Here is an 18892-nt window from a genome sequence, read left to right as displayed (position 1 = left end):
GTGCAATCGCTTTGCGACGGCAAAGCGAGGCTTGCTTGCGCGCCGTCGAAGGTCCGCGCAAGGAGGCGGCATGAGCACCAGTCCCGTGTCCGCCGATCCCGCCCGCGCTTCCGCCAATCGCGGCCTTGCGCTTGCGGTCGGTGCCTATGGCATCTGGGGCTTCCTGCCGATCTATTTCCACATCCTGTCGAACGTGCCGGCGCTCCAGATCCTCGCCCATCGCATCGTCTGGTCGGTGCTGCTGCTCGGCGTGCTGGTCTTCGCGTTCGGCCGGGCGGGCGACATCTGGCGCGCGGCCCGCGGCCGTACCCTCCTCCTGCTCTGCGCCAGCGCCGCGCTGATCGCGATCAACTGGTTCGTCTATATCTGGTCGGTCGAGACCGGCCATGTGCTTGAGGCGAGCCTCGGCTATTTCATCAATCCGCTGGTCAATGTCGCGCTCGGCATGCTCGTGCTCGGCGAGCGGCTGCGGCGCTGGCAGGGCGTGGCTATCGGTATCGCCGCGGCCGGCGTGCTGGTGATGGCGCTGGAGGGCGGGGGAGCGATCCTGATCTCGCTCGCTCTGGCATTGAGCTTCGGCTTCTACGGCCTGGTCCGCAAGGTGGTGGCGATCGATTCGCTCGGCGGGCTCACGGTCGAGACGATCCTGCTCATTCCCTTCGCCGCTGTCTGGCTGGCCTATACGGCGGGGCAGGGGACCAGCGGCTTCGGTGTCTCCACCAGCCAGAACGCGCTGCTCGTCGCCGCGGGCGTCATCACCGCCACGCCCTTGCTGATGTTCGCCGCCGCCGCCCGGTTGCTGCCGCTGTCGATGATGGGGCTGCTCCAATATATCGCGCCGACGCTGCAATTCTTCGTCGCGCTGGCGCTGGGCGAGCCGCTGCGCACGGTCCATCTGGTCGCCTTCCCGCTGATCTGGGCCGGCTGCGCGCTCTACGCCTGGGACAGCATCCGCGCCGCCCGCGCACCGGTGCCGGCCGAGGGGTAAGCGGGCATCGGACATTCCCCTCCCTGCAAGGGAGGGGCTAGGGGTGGGTTAGAAAAGGTCGGGCTCGATGCCCGGCCTTTTCTTTTTCGGGATGCCGTCTCGCCGGGCGCCTCCGGAAGACCGGAGGCGCAACCCACCCCCAACCCCTCCCTTGCAGGGAGGGGAGTAGAGAAGGTGAAGCAAAACATTAAACCAAGTGGTTGACTATTTCGTCCGTCAGGCAGATATTCAACCACATGGTTGAATATCGACTCGACGCCACCTTCCACGCCCTTGCCGATCCCACGCGGCGCGGCATGCTCGCCCATCTCGCCGCCGGCGAGAAATCGATCGGCGAACTGGCCGAGCCCTTCGCGATGAGCTTCGCCGGCGCGTCCAAGCACCTGAAGGTGCTCGAGGGCGCGGGGCTGGTCGCGCGGCGCAAGGTGGGACGCAGCTATATGTGCGCACTCAAGCCCACGCCGCTTGCCGAAGCCGAGCAATGGCTGAAGCAATGGGAGAAGTTCTGGACCGTCCGCCTCGATGCGCTCGAAGCGATCATCGCCGCGGACCAGAAGGCGATCCGCTCATGACCCGGGCCACCCCCTTCCTGATGTTCCAGCACGGCAAGGCCCAGGCCGCGCTCGATTTCTGGATCGAGACCGTGCCCGGCAGCCGCATCGAGTCGGTCGAGCGCTTCGGTCCCGACGGGCCCGGACCCGAAGGCACGATCCTCCGCGCGCATGCGGTGATCGCCGGCCAGGCGGTGATGATCCATGACAGCTTCATCACGCACGGCTTCGATTTCACGCCGAGCTGGTCCTTCTTCCTCGATGTCGAGAACGAAGCCGGGTTCGACCGGCAGTTCACGGCGCTGTCCGAAGGGGGCGGGGTACTGATGCCGCCCGACAACTACGGCTGGAGCCGCCGCTTCGGCTGGCTGAACGACCGGTTCGGTGTCTCCTGGCAGGTCAACCTCGCATGAGCGCCCCGATCCTCAGCATCACTCGCGAATTCGCAGCGCCGGCCGAGCGCGTGTTCGATGCCTGGCTCGATCCCGCCGATGCGGCGCGCTTCCTCTTCGCCACGCCGGACGGCGAGATGGTCCGCTGCGAGATCGACGCGCGGGTCGGCGGCGAAGGGCTGATCGTCGAGCGGCGCGGCACCGGGGAAGTGCCCCATCGGCTGCACTTCGAAGTCATCGAGCGCCCGCATCGCCTCGTCTTCCGCTTCGCGGCGGGACCGGCCGAGGAAAGCGAATGGACCCGCGTCTCGATCGACATCGCGCCCAGCCACAGCGGCTGCACGCTCACTCTCACCCACGCAATGGACCCCGCCTGGGCCGCCTATGAGGACCAGGCCCGCAAGGGCTGGACGATGATCCTCGAAGGCCTGGGCCGCATCACGGAGAAGCACGATGGTTGATACGCTTGCCGCCGACACGATCACCCCGCAGATGCTCCGCTTCGAGCGCGACCTTGCCGCGCCGATCGAGACCGTCTGGCAATATCTGGTCGATCCCGAGCTGCGCGCCCGCTGGTTCATGGGCGGGCCGACCGAGCCGCAGGTCGGCGGCAAGCTCGGCATGACCTTCAACCATCGCAACCTGTCCGACGGCGATGTTCCCGATCCGGAGCGCTATGCGAAGAATCAGGGCAAGGCCTGGTCGGAGACGATCACCCGCTTCGAGCCGCCCCATTTCCTCGCCTTCACCTGGGACAATGGCGATGCCGGCGAAGTGACGATCGAGCTCTTCGCCTTCGCCCCCGACCGCACCCGGCTGGTGCTCACCCATAATCGCCTGCGCGGGGCGGCGGATGCGCGCAACTTCGGCGGCGGCTGGGGCGCCCATCTCGAAGTGCTGCAGCGGCGCCTGGCCGGCGAGCCCGTGGACAATTTCTGGGATCTGCATGCGGCGGCGGAAAAGCGCGCGGCGGACGCGGTGGGGTTATAGGCTGATCGGCATCGGTTCCTTCAGTTCCCCGGCGAAAGCCGGGGCCCAGGGTTTCTCCGCCGTTCCGCTTGTGACCCTGGGCCCCGGCCTTCGCCGGGGAGCAGCAGGACATCGGGATGATGGCTTTGGTCAGCGGGTGGCGAAAACCTCAAACAATCTCGAACAGCCCCGCAGCCCCCATCCCACCGGCGGTGCACATCGACACCACGACATAGCGCACCCCGCGCTTGCGTCCTTCGATCAGCGCATGGCCCACCAGCCGTGATCCGCTCATCCCGAACGGGTGGCCGATCGCGATGGCGCCGCCATTGACGTTGAGCTTGTCGGGATCGATCCCCAGCGTGTCGCGGCAATAGAGGCATTGGCTGGCGAACGCCTCGTTGATCTCCCACAGGCCGATATCCTCGACCGTCAGCCCCGCGCGCTTGAGCAGTTTCGGCACCGCGAAGACCGGGCCGATCCCCATTTCCTCGGGCTCGCAGCCGGCGGCCTGGAAGCCGCGATAGATGCCCAGGATCTCCTTGCCCTCGGCCTCGGCGGTCTTGCGTTCCATCAGGATCTGCGCGGCGGCGCCGTCGGAAAGCTGGCTGGCATTGCCCGCCGTGATGTACTTGCCTTCCTTCACGAACTGCCCGTCCTTCCAGACGGTCTTGAGCCCGGCGAGCACTTCGGCAGTGGTGCCGGCGCGGATGCCCTCGTCCTGGGTGACGGTCACCGTCTCGCTGCCGGTGCGGTTGCCTTCCTTGTCGAACAGCGCCTTCTCCACCGTGATCGGCGCGATCTCCTCGGCAAAGGCGCCGTTCTCCAGCCCCGCCGCGGCACGCTGCTGGCTCATCGCGCCGAATTCGTCCTGCGCCGCGCGGCTGATGCCATAGCGCTCGGCGACGATCTCGGCGGTCTCGATCATCGGGATGTACGCCGCTGGCACCTTGCCGATCACCGACTGGTTCACATAGCGCGGGGCGTTCTTCATCGTCAGGCTGATCGATTCCATGCCGCCGGCCAGCGCCACGTCGATCTCGTCGGTCATGATCGATCGCGCGGCGAGGGCGATCGCGGTCAGCCCCGATCCGCATTTCCGGTCGAGGCTGAAGGCGGGCACGCTATGCGGCAGCCCGGCGGCGAACAGCGCCATCCGCGCCATGTTGCCGCCCTCGGTGCCCCATTGATTGCCCATGCCGTAGAACACGTCATCGATCCGCGCCGGATCGATCCCGGCGCGCTCCACCGCGGCGTTCATCACATGCGCGGCGAGAACGGGGGCCTCGGTGTCGTTGAAATAGCCGCGGCCCGCCTTGCCGACCCCGGTTCGCGCGGTCGAGACGATCACTGCTTCACGCATGCTGGCACCCTTTCCCGGTTCTTTTTCGAAGATGCGGTATGGCGGCGTGGCGGGGCGATTGCAATGGCTTCGCGCCGCCCCATATCGCCTGCCGGAGGTGGTGCATGGTGAGCAAGCCGATCCTGATTCCCGGGCGCGATCATCCGATCACGATCACGCGTTCGGACGCGCATGTCGTGGTCCGCGCCGCCGGCAAGGTGATCGCGGATACGCGCGGTCCGCTCGAGCTGCGCGAGGCCAGCTATCCGCCGGTCCTCTATATCCCGCGCGAGGATGCCGACATGGCGCAGCTCGAGCGGACCGCGCATGCCAGCTACTGCCCGTACAAGGGCGACGCGTCCTATTATTCGATCGTGGGCGGCGTGGAGAATGCGGTGTGGAGCTATGAGGCGCCCTATGCCGCGGTCGAGGCGATCCGCGGCCATCTCGCTTTCTATCCCGACCGGGTCGAGGCGATCGACGTCAGTCTTTGAACACCGGCGGGCGCTTCTGCATGTTCGCCATCACCGCTTCCATCTGGTTGGGCGTGCGCAGCAGCGCGGCCTGTTCGCGGCTCTCGGCGAGCAGGATGTCGCCGGCATCGCCCTCCAGGTTGGCGAGGCGCTTGGCGGCGCGGATCGCGTGCGGATTGCGCCCGGCGATCGCCTGCGCCAGCGCCATCGCCTCGGCGTGCGGGTCCTCGGCGATGCGGGTGACGAAGCCGAGTCGCTGGGCTTCCTCCGCCTCGAACTCGCGGGCGGTATAGGCCAGCTCGCGCAGCACGTCGTCGCGGACATTGCCGTGCCACAGCGCATAGCCGGCCATGTCGGGCACGATGCCCCATTTCATCTCCATCACCGAGAGGCGGGTGCCAGGTGCGGCGATGCGTATGTCCGCGCCGCTGGCGATCTGCAGCCCGCCGCCGAACGCGACGCCGTGGAGCGCGGCGATCACCGGTACCTTCAGGGTGCGCCAGCCCCAGGCGACCTGCTGATAGTCATTGGCCAGGCCGTGGGTGCGCGCGGCGATGTCGAGGTCCTTGGCGCCGCCCAGGCCGCTCTGCGCCATGCTCGCCATGTCGAGCCCGGCGCAGAAGCCGCGCCCCTCGCCGGAAAGGACGACGGCGCGCAGGCCGGGTTCCTGCTCCAGCCGGGCGATCGCGGCGATGATGCCGGTGAACATCGCCGGGTCGAGCGCGTTGAGCTTGTCCGGCCGGGCCAGCCTTACGTCGGCGACGCCTTCGTGGATCTCGATCGTGACGCGCTGCTCGGTCATGGCTTGGCTCTCTCCCTTATATGGGGACCACGATAGCGGCGCGATCACGCCGTGCACAACCGGTAGCCGCGCCCCTTGTCGGTGCGCAGCATCGGAATCGCGAAGCCGCGATCGAGCTTTGCACGCAGTCTTGAGACATGAACTTCGACAACGTTGGTGCCAGGATCGAATCCCAGCCCCCACACCGCGGACAGCAGTTCATTTCGCCCGCTCGGCCGTTCCCCCTGGCGGACGAGATGGAGCAGCAGCGCATATTCGCGGGGCAGCAGCCGGATGAGATGGCCCGCCCGCGTCACCCGCCGCTCCACCTGATCGATGCGCAGTTCGCCGAGCACGATCTCGGGCCGCCGCCGGATGCGCGCGGCAAGCCGGGCGGCGATCTCCTCGACGCTGGCGGAGGCGGGCATCGCATCCTCGGCACCGGCATCGAGCGCCAGGGCCACGCTGTCGCTGTCGGCCAGCAGGAGCAGCAATGGTCCTTGCCATCCGATCGCCTGGATGCGCGCGATTGTCTCGGGCCTTCCCTTCACCAGCGCCGCATCCGCGGCCACGCCGGGTACGAACCGCACCAGCCCAAGGCCGCGTGCGGCGGCGGCTTCGGCCAGGCCGGGCATCTCCAGATTACAGGCGACGATGGCGGTCACGGTGCGAGGGTAACGGCGATAGCTCCGTTTCCGTGGCGATCATGTCCGTTACGGACCCAGTCGCGCCCGGGCGTGACCGGCGACGAGACGGTCGGGATCGTCCGCCGCCTTCTCCAGGCGCGCCGTCGCCTCGCTCGGCAGCGCGGAGGCGAGGGCGTCGAGCGCTGTCACCCGCATCCGGGAGCAGGGGTGGTCGCGGGCAAAGCGCTCGGCCAGGTCGAGGCCGTTGCCGAGATGCACGGCAATCCCGACCAGCGCCTCGGCCGCGGTCACCGTCAGGCCCCGCGCGATCGTGCCGCGTGCGGTGTCGAAGCAATACTGGTCGAGCCAGGGCTGGGCGGGATCGGCGCCGAGGATGTTGAGCGAGACCGACATGCTGTCCGGCGGCAGCTGGACATGGACGTCGCGCCGCATCCGGTAGAGCATCAGCTTGCCCGGCGCGAGCCGCGAGCGTTCGACGAAGCGCAGCCCCGCATCCTCCCCGGGCAATCCGGCCAGCGGCGCGACATCATATTCATAATAGTCGCTCCAATAGCCCGGGCCGCAATAACCCCATGTGAGAAATGGAAAATTGTGATCGTGCGGCAGATCATAGAAGAACGCCGCCGGGCCGCTGGCGCGGGTTACCGGGTCCTCGCGTGCCGGCCAGAAATTGGCGCGCAGCACATAGCGGCCATTGGGCGGGCGCAGCAGGAAGACCTGGGCGCCATAACCATTGCCTGTGACCTGCCCGGCGCAATTCGCCTTGAGCTCGGCGATGGCGAGATCGGCGAGGAAATCCGGGTCGCGGCCCAGTCGGGCAAGCAGCGGTCCCCAGCTGGCGAAGGCGTCTTCGTCGCGGGCATCGACCGGGTTGGCGTCGAGCGCTTCGACCAGATCGTCGAGGCCGATCGCATCGCCCGTGCCGGGATCGATCAGACGGGGCATGGCGTTTCCTGCTTTGCGCGCACTCTCGCCAGCGTCCGGCCCGCTGCCTCCCGCACCTCCGCATGGGGGTCGCTTTCCGCCATTGCTCCCAGCCGCGGAAGGGCGGCGCGGGCGTCGAGCGCCAGCCATTCGCGCATTGCCGCCCAGCGCAGGTGGAAGGCCAGGTCATGGGTCGATTGCTCGAAGCAGGGGCCGGCATCGGCGCGGTTGGCCAGGCGGAGAAAGGCGAGCAGCATCTCGGTGCGCGAGGCGCGGTCGTCGCCGCTGGCGATACGGAGCAACCGGCCATCCGCGATCGCATGCTCCCGGATCAGTGGCGCCCCGGCACGAGCGGTGGCGACGAGCGTGACCACGTCGCGGGTCGGATCGGCGAGCAATTGCGCTTCGCTGCGTCCGTCGATCGCCACCACTGCGCCGTCGGCCAGGCGGAGCGGCGCTTCCTCCCGGCAGGGCGGAGCGGTGTCGGCGCGGAATTCAGCCTCGGCAGGGGCCGTACGCCAGCGCCGCAGCGTGGCGCCACCCGCGCGGACATAGCGCGTCACTGCCAGCCGGCCGGTGAAGGTGCAGCTGGTAGGTGCGGGCCTGCGCTGCATCTCCGTCGAGCTGGTGACGCTGGCGGACAGCTTCACCGCCGGGCATTCGAACAGCACCGCGCCGATCCGCAGCGGGTCGCGGCTTACCCGGAAGGGCGGCTCGAACAGCGGGTCGGCCTCAAGCGCCTCGACCAGCGGGCGGAGCAGCGCATCGGCCCAGCCGGCGTCGCATAGCATCTCCGCGGCAAGGGCCATCGCCGCTTCCCCATTGCCGGCGGCGCAGCCGGCGAAGCGGGCGGCGAGTGTGCGATAGGCAGGCCCCTCCCGCCACGCCCGTACCGTGCCGGGCGCCGCAGCCCGGGCGGTGACGATCGCGGCGCGGGTGGCCGCGTCGATCCCGTTCATGCGAAGTCGGGCACCATCTCGTAGATCAGGATCGCGATGCCGACGATCAGCTCGAACAGGTCATCGACGTCGCGATCCACGGCGGCCAGCGTGCCGTGCATCGCGACATTGGTACCCAGCTCGGCGATCTCGCCGAGATCGATCTTCAGCAACCCCATATTTCCCCCTCTTCCGGGAAGGACCCGACAAAGGGGAGGCTAGGGGCGGGTCGATATGGTGCATCTTACAAGCGTGTAATTGCCCCCATTTGCGTGCCATCCGCCGCCGCGCTAGGGCCGGGCATATGAGCCAAGCGGCCCCTTCCACCTTCGATCCCCTGCGCTTCTTCGAGCTGCGCTTCGCCAGCCATGGCACGCGGCTTGGCATCGGCTACCGGGACCATGGCCCGGACTGGGCCGAGCTCGAGCTGCCGTACCGCGAGGACATGATCGGCGACCCGGCGTCGGGCGTGCTCGCGTCGGGGCCGATCCTGGCGCTGATGGACATGGCCACCGCCGTCTCGGTCTGGCTGCGCGCCGGCGCCTTCGTGCCCCAGGCGACGCTCGACCTGCGCATCGACTATCTGCGCCCCGCAACGCCCGGGCGCGCGGTGATCGGACGCGGCGAATGCTACCGCCTGACCCGCTCGATCGCGTTCGTGCGCGGCCAGGCGCATGACGGCGATCCGGACGACCCGATCGCGCATGTCGCCGGTACCTTCATGGCGACGGAGGGCTATCGGTGATCCTGCCCCCCTATGCCGAACTGCTCGGCCTCACGGTCGAACCGGGCGAGGATGCGCCGGTGCTGGTGATGCCCTTCGGCCCCGATGTGCTCGGCCGCCCCGGCTTCCTGCATGGCGGCGCGATCGGCGGCCTGCTCGAGATGGCGGCGGTCGGCGCGCTGTGGCAGGCGCTCGGCTCCGACGAGACCCAGGTCAAGCCGATCAACCTGACGGTGGATTACATGCGCGGCGGCCGCGACAAGCCGACGCGTGCCCGCGGCATCGTCACCCGGCTCGGCACCCGCGTCGCCAATGTCGAGGCAGTCGCCTGGCAGGACGAGCCCGACCGGCCGATCGCGGCGGCGCGGATGAACTATCTGATCCTGCGTTAGGGCGGCGTCCTACATCGGCCTGAGCGCGACTCGCGAAAGTACACAAAGTACAGACCAAGAGCGGGTTTCCGGGCCGCTATTTTCCCCACTTTCTCAAGTCCGTGTCGCATCTCGCAACATTGTTGCGTGCACACGATCCTATTTTTCCTACGGGGCAAAGAGCAGCCAGTCCGTGGGGAACCGGCCGCATCAGCCCAGCAGGCGAAATCCTACATTGCAAGCGGTGGTCGCTCACCACAGCTGCCGTTCCCCGGCTTTCGCCGGGGAACGGGTTTCTTACTTCGGCATCAGCTTGAACAGCCGGCCGTTGACCCGTCCGGCATCCTCGAGCAGCCATACCGCGCCGTCCGGTCCCTGGACGACGTCGCGGATGCGCATGTTCAGCACCCATTGATCGGCCTTGCTAGCCTTGTCGCCGTTGAGCGCCACGCGGATCAGTCCGCGCCCGGAAAGCGCGCCGATCAGCAGCGAGCCCTTCCATTGCGGGAAGAGGTTGCCCGAATAATAGGCCATGCCGCCGGGCGAGATGGCGGGGTTCCAGAACACCTTGGGCGCTTCATAGCCGTCGCCCGGCGCATGATCGGGGATCGGCGTGTCGTCGTAATTGTCGCCGTTGGAGACATTGGGCCAGCCATAGTTCCGGCCCTTGACGATCAGATTGATCTCGTCGCCGCCCTTGGGGCCCATCTCGACCTCCCAGAGCCGGCCGCCGCCATCGAACACCAGGCCATAGGGATTGCGATGGCCGAGGCTCCAGGTCTCGGCGGGAACCAGGTTCTTGCCCTTCACCGCGACGGTGCGGCCCGGCGCAGTCTTGGCGATCTCGGTGTTCTTGGGTGGATCGGTGACGGTCACGGTCGCGCTGCCGGTCTTGCCCGCCCAGGGATTGCCCGTAGCCGGCTTGCCGTCGAGCGTCAGGTGCAGGATCTTGCCGAGCGCCTGGTTGGGATCCTGGGCGGGGGTGAAGCGCTGGCGCTCGCCCGAGGTGAGGAACAGCGACTTGCCGTCGGGCGCGAAGGCGATGACCGCGCCGAACTGGCCGCCCTTGCCGTCCGCCCCGGCGCGCCACAGCACCTGCGGATTGGTGAGCGCGGGCGCGGCGCCATCGACGAAGGTGGCGCGGGCCAGCGCGAGGCTGGAGCCGTCCGGGCGCGGCTCGGCATAGGTATAATAGACCTGGCGGCTCTTCGCGAAGTCCGGCGCCGGAATCACATCGAGCAGGCCGCCCTGGCCCTGGAAGACAACATCGACATTGGCGATCACCTGAGACTGCTTGCCGTCGGCCGAGACGAGCAGGATCTTGCCCGCCTTCTCGGTCACCAGCATGCGGCCGTCGGGCAGGAAAGCCAGTGCCCAGGGCGTGTCGAAATCGGCGACCTGGGTCATGGTGAAAGGCAGTTCGGGATCGGGCGCGGGGCTCGGCGTCGCCTGGGGCTCGGCCGATACGCCCGCGCCGGCATTGCACGCCGCGAGCAGGGCGATGGCGGGCAGTGCCGCGCGAAGCTTCGTCTTCATGTCCACGATCCCTCTTTGGTTCCGGCGGGGCCAACGCGCCGTTTGGGCGCCGGCTCCGCATGCCGCGCCATTCTGTGCAGTCGCGGGCGCGCTGCCAAGGCCAAGCTTGCCGGCGCATTGCAGGTCATAACGCTGCCGTTTCAATAAGTTGCGCAAATCTACGGTATTGCGCAATTTTCGATCTCCCATCATCCTCGCTCTCGAACTCGGGTGGGGGTTTCGTTGACGCAGTTTCGCCGGGCAGGCGCCGCCGGATTGGCGGCCATTCTCGCTTTGATGACCGTGGCGCGGGCCGATCCCGGGCCGGCGACGCCGCCGAGCGCGGCCGAACTGCTCGCCCCGGCGGCGATCGAGGATCCGCAGCTCTCCCCCGATGGCAGCCGCATCGTCGCCCGGATCGGGGCGGAGGGCCGGCTGATGCTGTTCGACCCGAACCGCCCTGACCTTGCCGCGCATCCCGTGGCGCTGCCCCAGGGCGAGCGGCTCGAATGGGTTTTCTGGCTGGCGCCGGGCCGGCTGCTCGCCAGCCTGACACGCGACGCCGCCAAGCCGGCCACCCGGCTGGTCGAGATCGATGTGGCGCGCGGCCAGTTCGCGCAGCTCGGGCAGGCGCGTGCGGCGGGCAGGGGCGAGGAGCTGCTCCATATCGATCGCAAGGCCGGTTTCCTGCTGCTCAAGACGCGCGATCGCCGCCGCGACACGCCTTCGGTGTGGCGGATCGACCTGGCCAGCGGCGCGGCGACGCTCGCGGTGGCGGCCCAGCCGCATGTCCAGGACTGGGTGGTCGATGGCGCCGGGGTGGTGCGCGCCGGCGTGGGCGCCAAGGACGACAAGGCCTGGCTGGTCTATCGCCGGGGCGAGGCTGACGGGTTCAGCCGCGAGGGCAATGATGTTGCCGGCACCGATCCCGAGATCGCCCAGTTCGCGCCTGTCCAGGGCAGCGACCAGGGCTATGCGCTGGCCGAGGCGCCGTCCGGGCGGATCGGCCTCTACACCTATGATTTCCGCGCCGGCCGGCTGGGGGCGCTGGTCTATGAGAATGGCAAGGCCGATCTCGACGGGTTCGAGCTGACTCCGGACGGCAAGCCCGCCGGCGTTGCCTATACCGACGATCGCGACCGGATGCTGTGGTTCGACGGAGCGATGCGCAGCCGCCAGGCGGCGATCGACGCGGCGCTGCCCGGGCGGGTCAACCGCGTGGTCTCGGCCAGCGACGACCAGCGCGAGTTGCTGGTCTACAGCGCTTCGGCGAGCGATCCGGGCGCCTATTATCTGTTCGCGGGCGGCCAGGCCCGGCGCTTCGCCGCGATCAACCCGGCATTGGACGGCAAGCTGCTCGCGCCGGTGACGACCATCCATTACGCGGCGCGTGACGGCCTGAAGATCGACGGCTATCTGACGCTGCCCGCCGGGCGCGCGGCGAAGGACCTGCCGCTGATCGTGATGCCGCACGGCGGGCCATTCGCGCGCGACAGCTGGGACTATGATCCCTGGGTCCAGTATCTTGCGGGCAAGGGCTATGCGGTGCTCCAGCCCAATTATCGCGGCTCGACCGGATTCGGCCGGGCGATGACCGCGCGCGGCGACGGCGAATGGGGTCGCGGCATGCAGGACGATGTCGATGACGGCGTCGCGTGGCTGGCCAGGCGCGGCACGATCGATGCGAAGCGGGTGTGCATCATGGGCGCCTCCTATGGCGGCTATGCCGCGATGTGGGCGGCGGCACGCGACAACCGGACCTATCGCTGCGCGATCAGCTATGCCGGCATCTCCGACGTTCGCGCCCAGCTCGACTATGACCACAAGACCTTCGAGGAGCGTGCCTTTCGTGCCTGGCGGGCCCGCATCCAGGGCAAGGCGCCGTCGCTCGAATCGATCTCGCCGGTCACCTATGCCGGCCAGCTCGCCATGCCGATCCTGATCGCGCACGGCACCGCCGACGAGACGGTGCCGGTCGACCAGTCCGAGCGGCTGCACGATGCGCTGACCCGGATGGGCAAGGCGCACGAGTTCGTCGTCTATCCGGGCGAGGATCACACGATGCGCGATCCGGCGAACGAGGCGGATTTCCTGCAGAGGGTGGGCAGGTTCCTCGACGCGCATAATCCCTGAGCCGTCATCCCCGCGAAGCCGGGGATCCACGGTAATGAAGTGCTGTCCTTGAGGCTCCGGATCCCCGCCTTCGCGGGGATGACGAACAGGGGAGCACGCGATTCCCAACCCCTCTTGCCCCCAACCGGGCAAGTGCGTATATCGCCAGTGCTTTCTCGACATCGTCAAACATGCCGAGGTCGGGGCCCGCAGGGCTCCGGCTCCGAAGCTGCTTGACCATTACCGGAGTCCCGCGTGGCGAATATTGCCGACCTCACCAAGCTGATCGAACCCGAAGCACAGGCGCTCGGGCTCGCGCTGGTGCGCGTCAAGATGTTCGGCGGGACCAGCGATCCGACGCTGCAGGTGATGGCCGAGCGCCCGGATACCCGCCAGCTCACCATCGACGATTGCGCCGACCTGTCGCGCCGCATCTCCGATGTGTTCGATGCGCTGGAGGAAGCGGGCAAGGACCCGTTCGACCATGCCTATCGCCTCGAGGTCAGCTCGCCCGGCATCGACCGGCCGCTGACCCGCGCGCAGGACTTCGAGGACTGGAAGGGCCATGAGGCGCGCCTCAACCTGGTCGAGCCGCTCGAGGACGGGCGCAAGCAGCTCACCGGCGACCTGATCGGCGCCGAGGGCGACATGATCTCGATCGATGTCCGCAAGTACAAGGTGGTCAGCGTTCCGTTCGGCGCCGTCGCCGACGCCAAGCTGCTGATGACCGACAAGCTCATTGCCGCAACCGTGCCGCTCTCCGCCGAGGGCGCCGAAGAATACGAAGCAGAGGAAAACGACTGATGGCCACCGCCATTTCCGCCAACAAGGCCGAGCTGCTTGCCATCGCCGATTCGGTCGCGAAGGAAAAGCTGATCGACAAGGCCATCGTCATCGAGGCGATGGAAGACGCGATCCAGCGTGCCGCGAAGAATCGCTACGGCGTCGAGAACGACATCCGCGCCAAGCTCGACCCGAACACCGGCGACCTGCGCCTGTGGCGCGTCGTCGAGGTGGTCGAGCTGGTCGATGACTATTTCAAGCAGGTCGACGTCAACCAGGCGCAGAAGCTGCAGAAGGGCGCCGCGATCGGCGACTTCATCGTCGATCCGCTGCCCCCGATCGAGTTCGGCCGCATCCAGGCCCAGGCTTCGAAGCAGATCATCTTCCAGAAGGTCCGCGACGCCGAGCGCGAGCGCCAGTTCGACGAGTTCAAGGACCGGATGGGCGAGATCATCACCGGCGTGGTGAAGCGCGTCGAGTTCGGCCATGTGGTCGTTGACCTGGGCCGTGCCGAGGGTGTGATCCGCCGCGACCAGCAGATCCCGCGCGAAGTGGTTCGCGTCGGTGATCGCGTCCGCTCGATCATCCTCAACGTCCGCCGCGAGAACCGCGGCCCGCAGATCTTCCTCAGCCGCGCGCATCCGGACTTCATGAAGAAGCTGTTCGCGCAGGAAGTGCCCGAGATCTACGACGGCATCATCGAGATCAAGGCCGCTGCCCGCGATCCGGGCTCGCGCGCCAAGATCGGCGTGATCAGCCATGATTCGTCGATCGATCCGGTCGGCGCCTGCGTCGGCATGAAGGGCTCGCGCGTCCAGGCCGTCGTGCAGGAGATGCAGGGCGAGAAGATCGACATCATCCCCTGGTCGCCCGACACCGCGACCTTCGTCGTCAACGCGCTGCAGCCGGCCAATGTCAGCCGCGTCGTGATCGACGAGGAAGAGGACCGTATCGAAGTCGTCGTTCCCGACGACCAGCTCAGCCTCGCCATCGGCCGCCGCGGCCAGAATGTGCGCCTGGCTTCGCAGCTGACCGCCAAGGCGATCGACATCCTCACCGAGACCGACGCCAGCGAGAAGCGCCAGGCCGAGTTCGTCGCGAACAGCGAGATGTTCCAGAACGAGCTCGACGTCGACGAGACGCTGGCCCAGCTGCTGGTCGCCGAGGGCTTCAGCAGCCTCGAGGAAGTCGCCTATGTCGAACTCGACGAGATCGCTTCGATCGAGGGCTTCGACGAGGAGCTCGGCCAGGAGCTGCAGAGCCGCGCGCAGGAAGCGCTGGAGCGCCGCGAGGAAGCCAATCGCACCGCCCGCCGCGAGCTGGGCGTCGAGGACGACCTCGCCACCATGCCGTACCTGACCGAGGCGATGCTGGTCACGCTCGGCAAGGCCGGCATCCGGACGCTCGACGACCTCGCCGACCTGGCGACCGACGAGCTGGTGCAGAAGAAGCGCGCCGAGCCGCGCCGCCGCAACGAGGACGCGCCGAAGCGCGAGCAGGACAAGGGCGGGATTCTCGCCGAGTACGGCCTCAGCGACGAGCAGGGCAACGAGATCATCATGGCGGCTCGCGCCCACTGGTTCGAGGACGAGGCCCCCGCGGCCGAGACCGCCGAAGCCTCGGAGGGTGATGCCTGATGCCGTTCATCGACATCCGTCTGGCCGGCCCGGCTACCCGCGAGCAGAAGGCCGGCATCGTCGCTGACGTGACGGCCTCCATGGTCGCGCGCCTGGGCAAGCCGGCGGCTGCCGTGCAGGTCAACATCACGGAACTGAGCCTCGAGAATTACGGTGCGGGCGGGCAGCTGATCGCTGATCGCAACGCCGCGCCGGTGCAGGGAGACGCGCATGCGGAACCCTCACAATGATGGCGCGCGGCTAAAGGCCAAGGGGACCTCCTCTTCCGCGGCGCGGGAGGGGAAGGATCCGGTGCGCACCTGCGTGCTGTCGCGCGAGGAAGCCCCGCGCGACGGGCTGGTCCGACTCGCATTGTCGCCGGACGGCGAAGTGCTGCCCGATGTCCGTGCCAAGGCACCGGGCCGCGGTGCCTGGATCGGCGTGACGCGGGCGGAACTCGAAGCATCGGGCAAGAAGCTCCGGGGCGTGCTGGCGCGTGCCTTCAAGGGCGCAGAGCTGCGGATTCCCGAGGATCTCGGCGCGCGGATCGAGGAGCAGCTCCAGCGCAACGCGCTCGATCGGCTGGGCCTCGAGTTCAAGGCCGGCCATGTCGCGATCGGCGGCGACCGCATCCAGGAAGCCGCGCGCAGCGGCCGCCTGCACCTGCTGCTCCATGCGAGCGACGCGGGCGAGGACGGGGCGCGCAAGCTCGCCCAGGCATGGCGCGTGGGCCTTGATGAAGAAGGAAGCGGGCGCAAGGGCTTAACATTGCCGATCCCGCGCACCATATTGTCCTTGGCGCTTGGCCGCGAAAATGTGGTACATGCCGGCCTGACCGACGCCAAAGCAGCCGCCCGGACGAGCGAAGCACTCGATCGGTGGCTGCACTTTATCGGACCCGATTCCACCTCCCGCCCTTGCGAAACCGCTTCGCAAGGCGCATCGGCGCTTCCGTCGGAAGCGTCCGTAGACGAACGACAGACTGAAGGACTTTAGGCAGCCGCATGAGCGACACGGACAACGATAAGCCGAAACTGGGCATGCGCGCGCCGCTGGGGATCAAGCGCACGGTCGAGACGGGCCAGGTGAAGCAGAGCTTCAGCCATGGCCGCTCGAACACGGTGATCGTCGAGACCAAGAAGGCGCGCGTCTTCCGCAAGCCGGGCGAAGGCCCGGCGGAAGCGCCCGCCCCTGAACCGCAGGTCGCAGCACCTGCGCAGCCGGTCGCGCCGCCGCCTCCGCCGCCCGCCCCGCGCCCGCCGGTCTCGAACGAGTCCGCGCAGGAGCGCCAGGCCCGCCTGCTGCGCGAGGCCGACGAGCAGCGCATGCAGGCGCTCGAGGAAGCGCGCCGCCGCGAGGAGCGCGAGCGTGCCGAGGCCGCCGAGGCCGAAGCGCGCCGCGTAGAGGAAAAGGCCCGTGCCGAAGCGGAGGCCGCCAAGGCGCCGCCGGCGCCCGAGCCCACGCCTGCTCCGGCACCCGCGCCTGCGCCCGCTCCGGAAGCGCCGAAGGTGGAGGCCGCCGCTCCGGCGCCTGCGCCCAAGCCCGCGCCTGCTCCGGCACCCGCGCCGACTCCGGCCCCGCCGCCGGCTCCGGTCGCGCTGCAGCTCGACCCGAGCCGCCCGGCGCCGCGCCTGTTCACCCCGGTGCAGCGTCCCGAGATCCCCAAGCCGCAGCCCAAGCCCGAGCCGAAGCCCGAGGCTGCTGCCCCGGCCCCGACTCAGGCCGCGCGCCCGGCCGGCGCCGGTGCGCCTGCATCGCGTCCAGCCCCCACGGGCGGCGCACCGGTGCGCCGTGGCCCCGAGCCCGCGCGCCCGCAGCAGCGCGACCGCAAGGGCGACGACCGCCGCCAGTCGGGCAAGCTCACCGTCAATCGCGCCCTGGGTGGCGAGGACGGCGCGCGTGCCCGCTCGCTCGCCGCGCTGAAGCGCGCCCGCGAGAAGGAACATCGTCGTTCCTATGGTGGCTCGTCGGCGCCGCGCGAGAAGCAGGTCCGTGACGTGGTCGTCCCCGAGGCGATCACCGTGCAGGAACTCGCCAATCGTATGGCCGAGAAGGGCAGCGACCTGGTGAAGGCACTGTTCAAGATGGGCATGCCGGTCACCATCACGCAGACGATCGACCAGGATACCGCGGAGCTGCTGGTCACCGAATTCGGCCACAACCTGCAGCGCGTCAGCGAGAGCGACGTCGACCTGGACGTGGCCGAGGCCGATGCGGCCGAGACGCTGAAGCCGCGCGCCCCGGTGGTGACGATCATGGGTCACGTCGACCACGGCAAGACCTCGCTGCTCGATGCCCTGCGCGGCACCGATGTGGTGAAGGGCGAAGCCGGCGGCATCACCCAGCATATCGGCGCCTATCAGGTCACGCTGAAGGACAAGTCGAAGATCACCTTCCTCGACACCCCGGGCCACGAGGCGTTCACCCAGATGCGCGCTCGCGGTGCCGACATCACCGACATCGTCGTGCTGGTGGTCGCCGCGAATGACGGCCTGATGCCGCAGACGATCGAGGCGATCAATCACACCAAGGCGGCGGGCGTGCCGATGATCGTGGCGATCAACAAGGTCGACCTCGACAGCGCCAATCCGCAGCGCGTGCGCGAGCGTCTGCTCGAGCATGAGGTGATCGTCGAGGAGATGGGCGGCGAGACCCAGGACGTCGAAGTCTCGGCGCTCAAGAAGATCGGCCTCGACGACCTGATCGCCAAGATCCAGATCCAGGCCGAGCTGCTCGACCTCAAGGCCAATCCGGACCGCGAGGCCGAAGGCACGGTGATCGAGGCCAAGCTCGACAAGGGCCGCGGCCCGGTCGCGACCATCCTGGTCAACCGCGGCACGCTCAAGGTCGGCGACGTGTTCGTCGTCGGCGCCGAGAGCGGCAAGGTCCGCGCGCTGGTCAATGACAAGGGCCAGCAGGTCAAGGAAGCCGGCCCGGCCGTTCCGGTCGAAGTGCTCGGTCTCTCCGGCGTGCCGATGGCGGGTGATCCGCTCCAGGTCGTCGAGAACGAAGCGCGTGCCCGCGAAGTCGCCGAATATCGCCAGGGCGTCGCGCTCCAGAAGCGCACCACCCAGGCCCCTGCCAGCCTCGAGAGCATGTTCTCGGCGCTCAAGGAAAAGCAGGCGATGGAATATCCGCTGGTCGTCAAGGCGGATACCCAGGGTACGGTCGAGGCGATCGTCGCTGCGATCAACAAGATCAGCACCGACGACATCAAGGCACGTGTGCTCCATTCGGGCGTGGGCGGCATCACCGAGAGCGACGTGTCGCTCGCCGGCGCCGCCGGTGCCCCGATCATCGGCTTCAACGTCCGCCCGAACGCCAAGGCGCGCGAGATCGCCGAGCGCAACAAGGTCGCGTTCAAATATTATGACGTGATCTACGACCTGACCGACGAGATCCGCGCGGGCATGGCCGGCCAGCTTGGCCCGGAAGCCTTCGAAACCGTCGTCGGCCGCGCCGAGATCAAGGAAGTCTTCTCGGCGGGCAAGCACGGCAAGGCTGCCGGTCTGCTGGTCACCGAGGGCGCGATCCGCAAGGCGCTCAAGGCGCGCATCACCCGGGACGATGTCATCATCTACCAGGGCGAGATCGCGTCGCTGCGTCGCTTCAAGGACGATGTCCCCGAAGTGCGCGCCGGCCTGGAGTGCGGTGTGACGTTCAGCCAGAACTTCACCGACATCAAGGCGGGCGACTATCTCGAAACCTTCGAAGTCGAGATGCGCGAGCGTACGCTCTAAGCTGTTTTCCCTCCCTCTCCTTGCCT

At 68.3% G+C, this 18892-nt stretch carries 21 protein-coding genes; 14 read left to right on the top strand and 7 right to left on the bottom strand.

The window, feature by feature from the left end; all coding sequences use genetic code 11:
• The first annotated feature begins 70 nt into the window (after positions 1–70).
• The 5 genes from rarD (at position 71) to HNP52_RS03600 (ending at position 2921) form a co-directional block, all read left to right on the top strand.
• The gene (gene rarD, locus HNP52_RS03620; protein WP_184162586.1) at positions 71–988 is read left to right on the top strand and encodes an EamA family transporter RarD; all 918 of its coding nucleotides are present in this window, start codon (positions 71–73) and stop codon (positions 986–988) included.
• 236 nt (positions 989–1224) lie between these two features.
• Entirely contained in the window at positions 1225–1560 is a 336-nt protein-coding gene (locus HNP52_RS03615) for a helix-turn-helix transcriptional regulator (protein WP_184162584.1), read from the top strand.
• On the top strand, positions 1557–1952 hold the full coding sequence (locus HNP52_RS03610) for a VOC family protein (RefSeq protein WP_184162581.1): 396 nt from the start codon (positions 1557–1559) through the stop codon (positions 1950–1952). Before HNP52_RS03615 ends, HNP52_RS03610 begins: the two co-directional genes overlap by 4 nt.
• A complete protein-coding gene (locus HNP52_RS03605; protein ID WP_184162578.1) occupies positions 1949–2392 on the top strand; it encodes an SRPBCC domain-containing protein in 444 nt (147 codons plus the stop codon). Before HNP52_RS03610 ends, HNP52_RS03605 begins: the two co-directional genes overlap by 4 nt.
• Positions 2385–2921: an SRPBCC family protein gene (locus HNP52_RS03600; protein WP_184162575.1), complete on the top strand. Its 537-nt coding sequence runs from the start codon at positions 2385–2387 to the stop codon at positions 2919–2921. Before HNP52_RS03605 ends, HNP52_RS03600 begins: the two co-directional genes overlap by 8 nt.
• A 148-nt stretch (positions 2922–3069) precedes the next feature.
• On the opposite strand, the gene HNP52_RS03595 is transcribed toward HNP52_RS03600, so the two are convergent.
• Complete coding sequence (locus tag HNP52_RS03595; protein ID WP_184162572.1) at positions 3070–4263, bottom strand: thiolase family protein; 1194 nt, start codon at positions 4261–4263, stop codon at positions 3070–3072.
• 104 nt (positions 4264–4367) lie between these two features.
• Here HNP52_RS03595 and HNP52_RS03590 point away from each other — a divergent pair, with 104 nt between their 5' ends.
• Positions 4368–4736 (top strand): DUF427 domain-containing protein, encoded by a 369-nt coding sequence (locus HNP52_RS03590; RefSeq protein WP_184162569.1) that lies wholly within the window; start codon positions 4368–4370, stop codon positions 4734–4736.
• Here the strand turns inward: HNP52_RS03590 and HNP52_RS03585 are convergent.
• From HNP52_RS03585 to HNP52_RS03565, 5 genes are read right to left on the bottom strand one after another with little or no spacing between them, the layout of a single operon-like run.
• Positions 4726–5517, bottom strand: a complete 792-nt coding sequence (locus HNP52_RS03585) for a crotonase/enoyl-CoA hydratase family protein (RefSeq protein WP_184162566.1) — start codon at positions 5515–5517, stop codon at positions 4726–4728. The two genes, HNP52_RS03590 and HNP52_RS03585, sit on opposite strands and share 11 nt — an antisense overlap.
• A gap of 44 nt (positions 5518–5561) precedes the next feature.
• Positions 5562–6161 carry a winged helix-turn-helix domain-containing protein gene (locus tag HNP52_RS23270; RefSeq protein WP_184162563.1) on the bottom strand — a complete coding sequence of 200 codons (600 nt, stop codon included), beginning with the start codon at positions 6159–6161 and terminating at the stop codon, positions 5562–5564.
• 48 nt (positions 6162–6209) lie between these two features.
• Entirely contained in the window at positions 6210–7088 is an 879-nt protein-coding gene (locus HNP52_RS03575; protein WP_184162561.1) for a transposase, read from the bottom strand.
• Entirely contained in the window at positions 7076–8026 is a 951-nt protein-coding gene (locus tag HNP52_RS03570; protein ID WP_184162558.1) for a hypothetical protein, read from the bottom strand. The genes HNP52_RS03575 and HNP52_RS03570 overlap by 13 nt, the downstream gene beginning before the upstream one ends.
• Positions 8023–8184 carry a hypothetical protein gene (locus HNP52_RS03565; protein ID WP_184162555.1) on the bottom strand — a complete coding sequence of 54 codons (162 nt, stop codon included), beginning with the start codon at positions 8182–8184 and terminating at the stop codon, positions 8023–8025. Before HNP52_RS03565 ends, HNP52_RS03570 begins: the two co-directional genes overlap by 4 nt.
• 125 nt (positions 8185–8309) lie before the next feature.
• On the opposite strand from HNP52_RS03565, the gene HNP52_RS03560 reads away from it, so the two are divergent.
• Both HNP52_RS03560 and HNP52_RS03555 read left to right on the top strand, forming a co-directional pair.
• Positions 8310–8750 carry a PaaI family thioesterase gene (locus HNP52_RS03560; protein WP_184162552.1) on the top strand — a complete coding sequence of 147 codons (441 nt, stop codon included), beginning with the start codon at positions 8310–8312 and terminating at the stop codon, positions 8748–8750.
• Entirely contained in the window at positions 8747–9121 is a 375-nt protein-coding gene (locus HNP52_RS03555; protein WP_311768390.1) for a PaaI family thioesterase, read from the top strand. The genes HNP52_RS03560 and HNP52_RS03555 overlap by 4 nt, the downstream gene beginning before the upstream one ends.
• Positions 9122–9397: 276 nt before the next feature.
• On the opposite strand, the gene HNP52_RS03550 is transcribed toward HNP52_RS03555, so the two are convergent.
• Positions 9398–10636, bottom strand: coding sequence for a PQQ-dependent sugar dehydrogenase (locus HNP52_RS03550; protein WP_184162549.1), 1239 nt, complete (start codon positions 10634–10636; stop codon positions 9398–9400).
• A 276-nt stretch (positions 10637–10912) separates the two neighbouring features.
• Here HNP52_RS03550 and HNP52_RS03545 point away from each other — a divergent pair, with 276 nt between their 5' ends.
• The 6 genes from HNP52_RS03545 to infB all read left to right on the top strand — a co-directional run bounded on the left by HNP52_RS03545 (position 10913) and on the right by infB (position 18866).
• Positions 10913–12748, top strand: coding sequence for a S9 family peptidase (locus HNP52_RS03545; protein ID WP_184162546.1), 1836 nt, complete (start codon positions 10913–10915; stop codon positions 12746–12748).
• A 234-nt stretch (positions 12749–12982) separates the two neighbouring features.
• Positions 12983–13531 (top strand): ribosome maturation protein RimP, encoded by a 549-nt coding sequence (gene rimP, locus HNP52_RS03540; protein WP_184162542.1) that lies wholly within the window; start codon positions 12983–12985, stop codon positions 13529–13531.
• Entirely contained in the window at positions 13531–15147 is a 1617-nt protein-coding gene (nusA, locus tag HNP52_RS03535) for a transcription termination factor NusA (protein ID WP_184162539.1), read from the top strand. Before rimP ends, nusA begins: the two co-directional genes overlap by 1 nt.
• Positions 15147–15377 carry a 4-oxalocrotonate tautomerase family protein gene (locus HNP52_RS03530; RefSeq protein ID WP_184162536.1) on the top strand — a complete coding sequence of 77 codons (231 nt, stop codon included), beginning with the start codon at positions 15147–15149 and terminating at the stop codon, positions 15375–15377. The genes nusA and HNP52_RS03530 overlap by 1 nt, the downstream gene beginning before the upstream one ends.
• The gene (locus HNP52_RS03525; RefSeq protein WP_184162534.1) at positions 15358–16122 is read left to right on the top strand and encodes a DUF448 domain-containing protein; all 765 of its coding nucleotides are present in this window, start codon (positions 15358–15360) and stop codon (positions 16120–16122) included. Before HNP52_RS03530 ends, HNP52_RS03525 begins: the two co-directional genes overlap by 20 nt.
• Positions 16123–16130: 8 nt before the next feature.
• The gene (infB, locus tag HNP52_RS03520) at positions 16131–18866 is read left to right on the top strand and encodes a translation initiation factor IF-2 (RefSeq protein WP_184162531.1); all 2736 of its coding nucleotides are present in this window, start codon (positions 16131–16133) and stop codon (positions 18864–18866) included.
• Positions 18867–18892 lie beyond the last annotated feature (26 nt).

It is taken from the genome of Sphingomonas kyeonggiensis, assembly GCF_014204495.1.
Classification (GTDB): Bacteria; Pseudomonadota; Alphaproteobacteria; order Sphingomonadales; family Sphingomonadaceae; genus Sphingomonas; species Sphingomonas kyeonggiensis_A.
The sequence above is the reverse complement of the archived record's forward strand: the minus strand, read 5'-3'. Positions and strand labels throughout refer to the sequence as shown.

Bases quoted from the DNA above. Each gene is read 5' to 3' on its own strand.
- rarD (WP_184162586.1), top strand. From the start codon at position 71: ATGAGCACCAGTCCCGTGTCCGCCGATCCCGCCCGCGCTTCCGCCAAT.
- HNP52_RS03615 (WP_184162584.1), top strand. From the start codon at position 1,225: ATGGTTGAATATCGACTCGACGCCACCTTCCACGCCCTTGCCGATCCC.
- HNP52_RS03610 (WP_184162581.1), top strand. From the start codon at position 1,557: ATGACCCGGGCCACCCCCTTCCTGATGTTCCAGCACGGCAAGGCCCAG.
- HNP52_RS03605 (WP_184162578.1), top strand. From the start codon at position 1,949: ATGAGCGCCCCGATCCTCAGCATCACTCGCGAATTCGCAGCGCCGGCC.
- HNP52_RS03600 (WP_184162575.1), top strand. From the start codon at position 2,385: ATGGTTGATACGCTTGCCGCCGACACGATCACCCCGCAGATGCTCCGC.
- HNP52_RS03595 (WP_184162572.1), bottom strand. From the start codon at position 4,263: ATGCGTGAAGCAGTGATCGTCTCGACCGCGCGAACCGGGGTCGGCAAG.
- HNP52_RS03590 (WP_184162569.1), top strand. From the start codon at position 4,368: ATGGTGAGCAAGCCGATCCTGATTCCCGGGCGCGATCATCCGATCACG.
- HNP52_RS03585 (WP_184162566.1), bottom strand. From the start codon at position 5,517: ATGACCGAGCAGCGCGTCACGATCGAGATCCACGAAGGCGTCGCCGAC.
- HNP52_RS03575 (WP_184162561.1), bottom strand. From the start codon at position 7,088: ATGCCCCGTCTGATCGATCCCGGCACGGGCGATGCGATCGGCCTCGAC.
- HNP52_RS03570 (WP_184162558.1), bottom strand. From the start codon at position 8,026: ATGAACGGGATCGACGCGGCCACCCGCGCCGCGATCGTCACCGCCCGG.
- HNP52_RS03565 (WP_184162555.1), bottom strand. From the start codon at position 8,184: ATGGGGTTGCTGAAGATCGATCTCGGCGAGATCGCCGAGCTGGGTACC.
- HNP52_RS03560 (WP_184162552.1), top strand. From the start codon at position 8,310: ATGAGCCAAGCGGCCCCTTCCACCTTCGATCCCCTGCGCTTCTTCGAG.
- HNP52_RS03550 (WP_184162549.1), bottom strand. From the start codon at position 10,636: ATGAAGACGAAGCTTCGCGCGGCACTGCCCGCCATCGCCCTGCTCGCG.
- HNP52_RS03545 (WP_184162546.1), top strand. From the start codon at position 10,913: ATGACCGTGGCGCGGGCCGATCCCGGGCCGGCGACGCCGCCGAGCGCG.
- nusA (WP_184162539.1), top strand. From the start codon at position 13,531: ATGGCCACCGCCATTTCCGCCAACAAGGCCGAGCTGCTTGCCATCGCC.
- HNP52_RS03530 (WP_184162536.1), top strand. From the start codon at position 15,147: ATGCCGTTCATCGACATCCGTCTGGCCGGCCCGGCTACCCGCGAGCAG.
- HNP52_RS03525 (WP_184162534.1), top strand. From the start codon at position 15,358: ATGCGGAACCCTCACAATGATGGCGCGCGGCTAAAGGCCAAGGGGACC.
- infB (WP_184162531.1), top strand. From the start codon at position 16,131: ATGAGCGACACGGACAACGATAAGCCGAAACTGGGCATGCGCGCGCCG.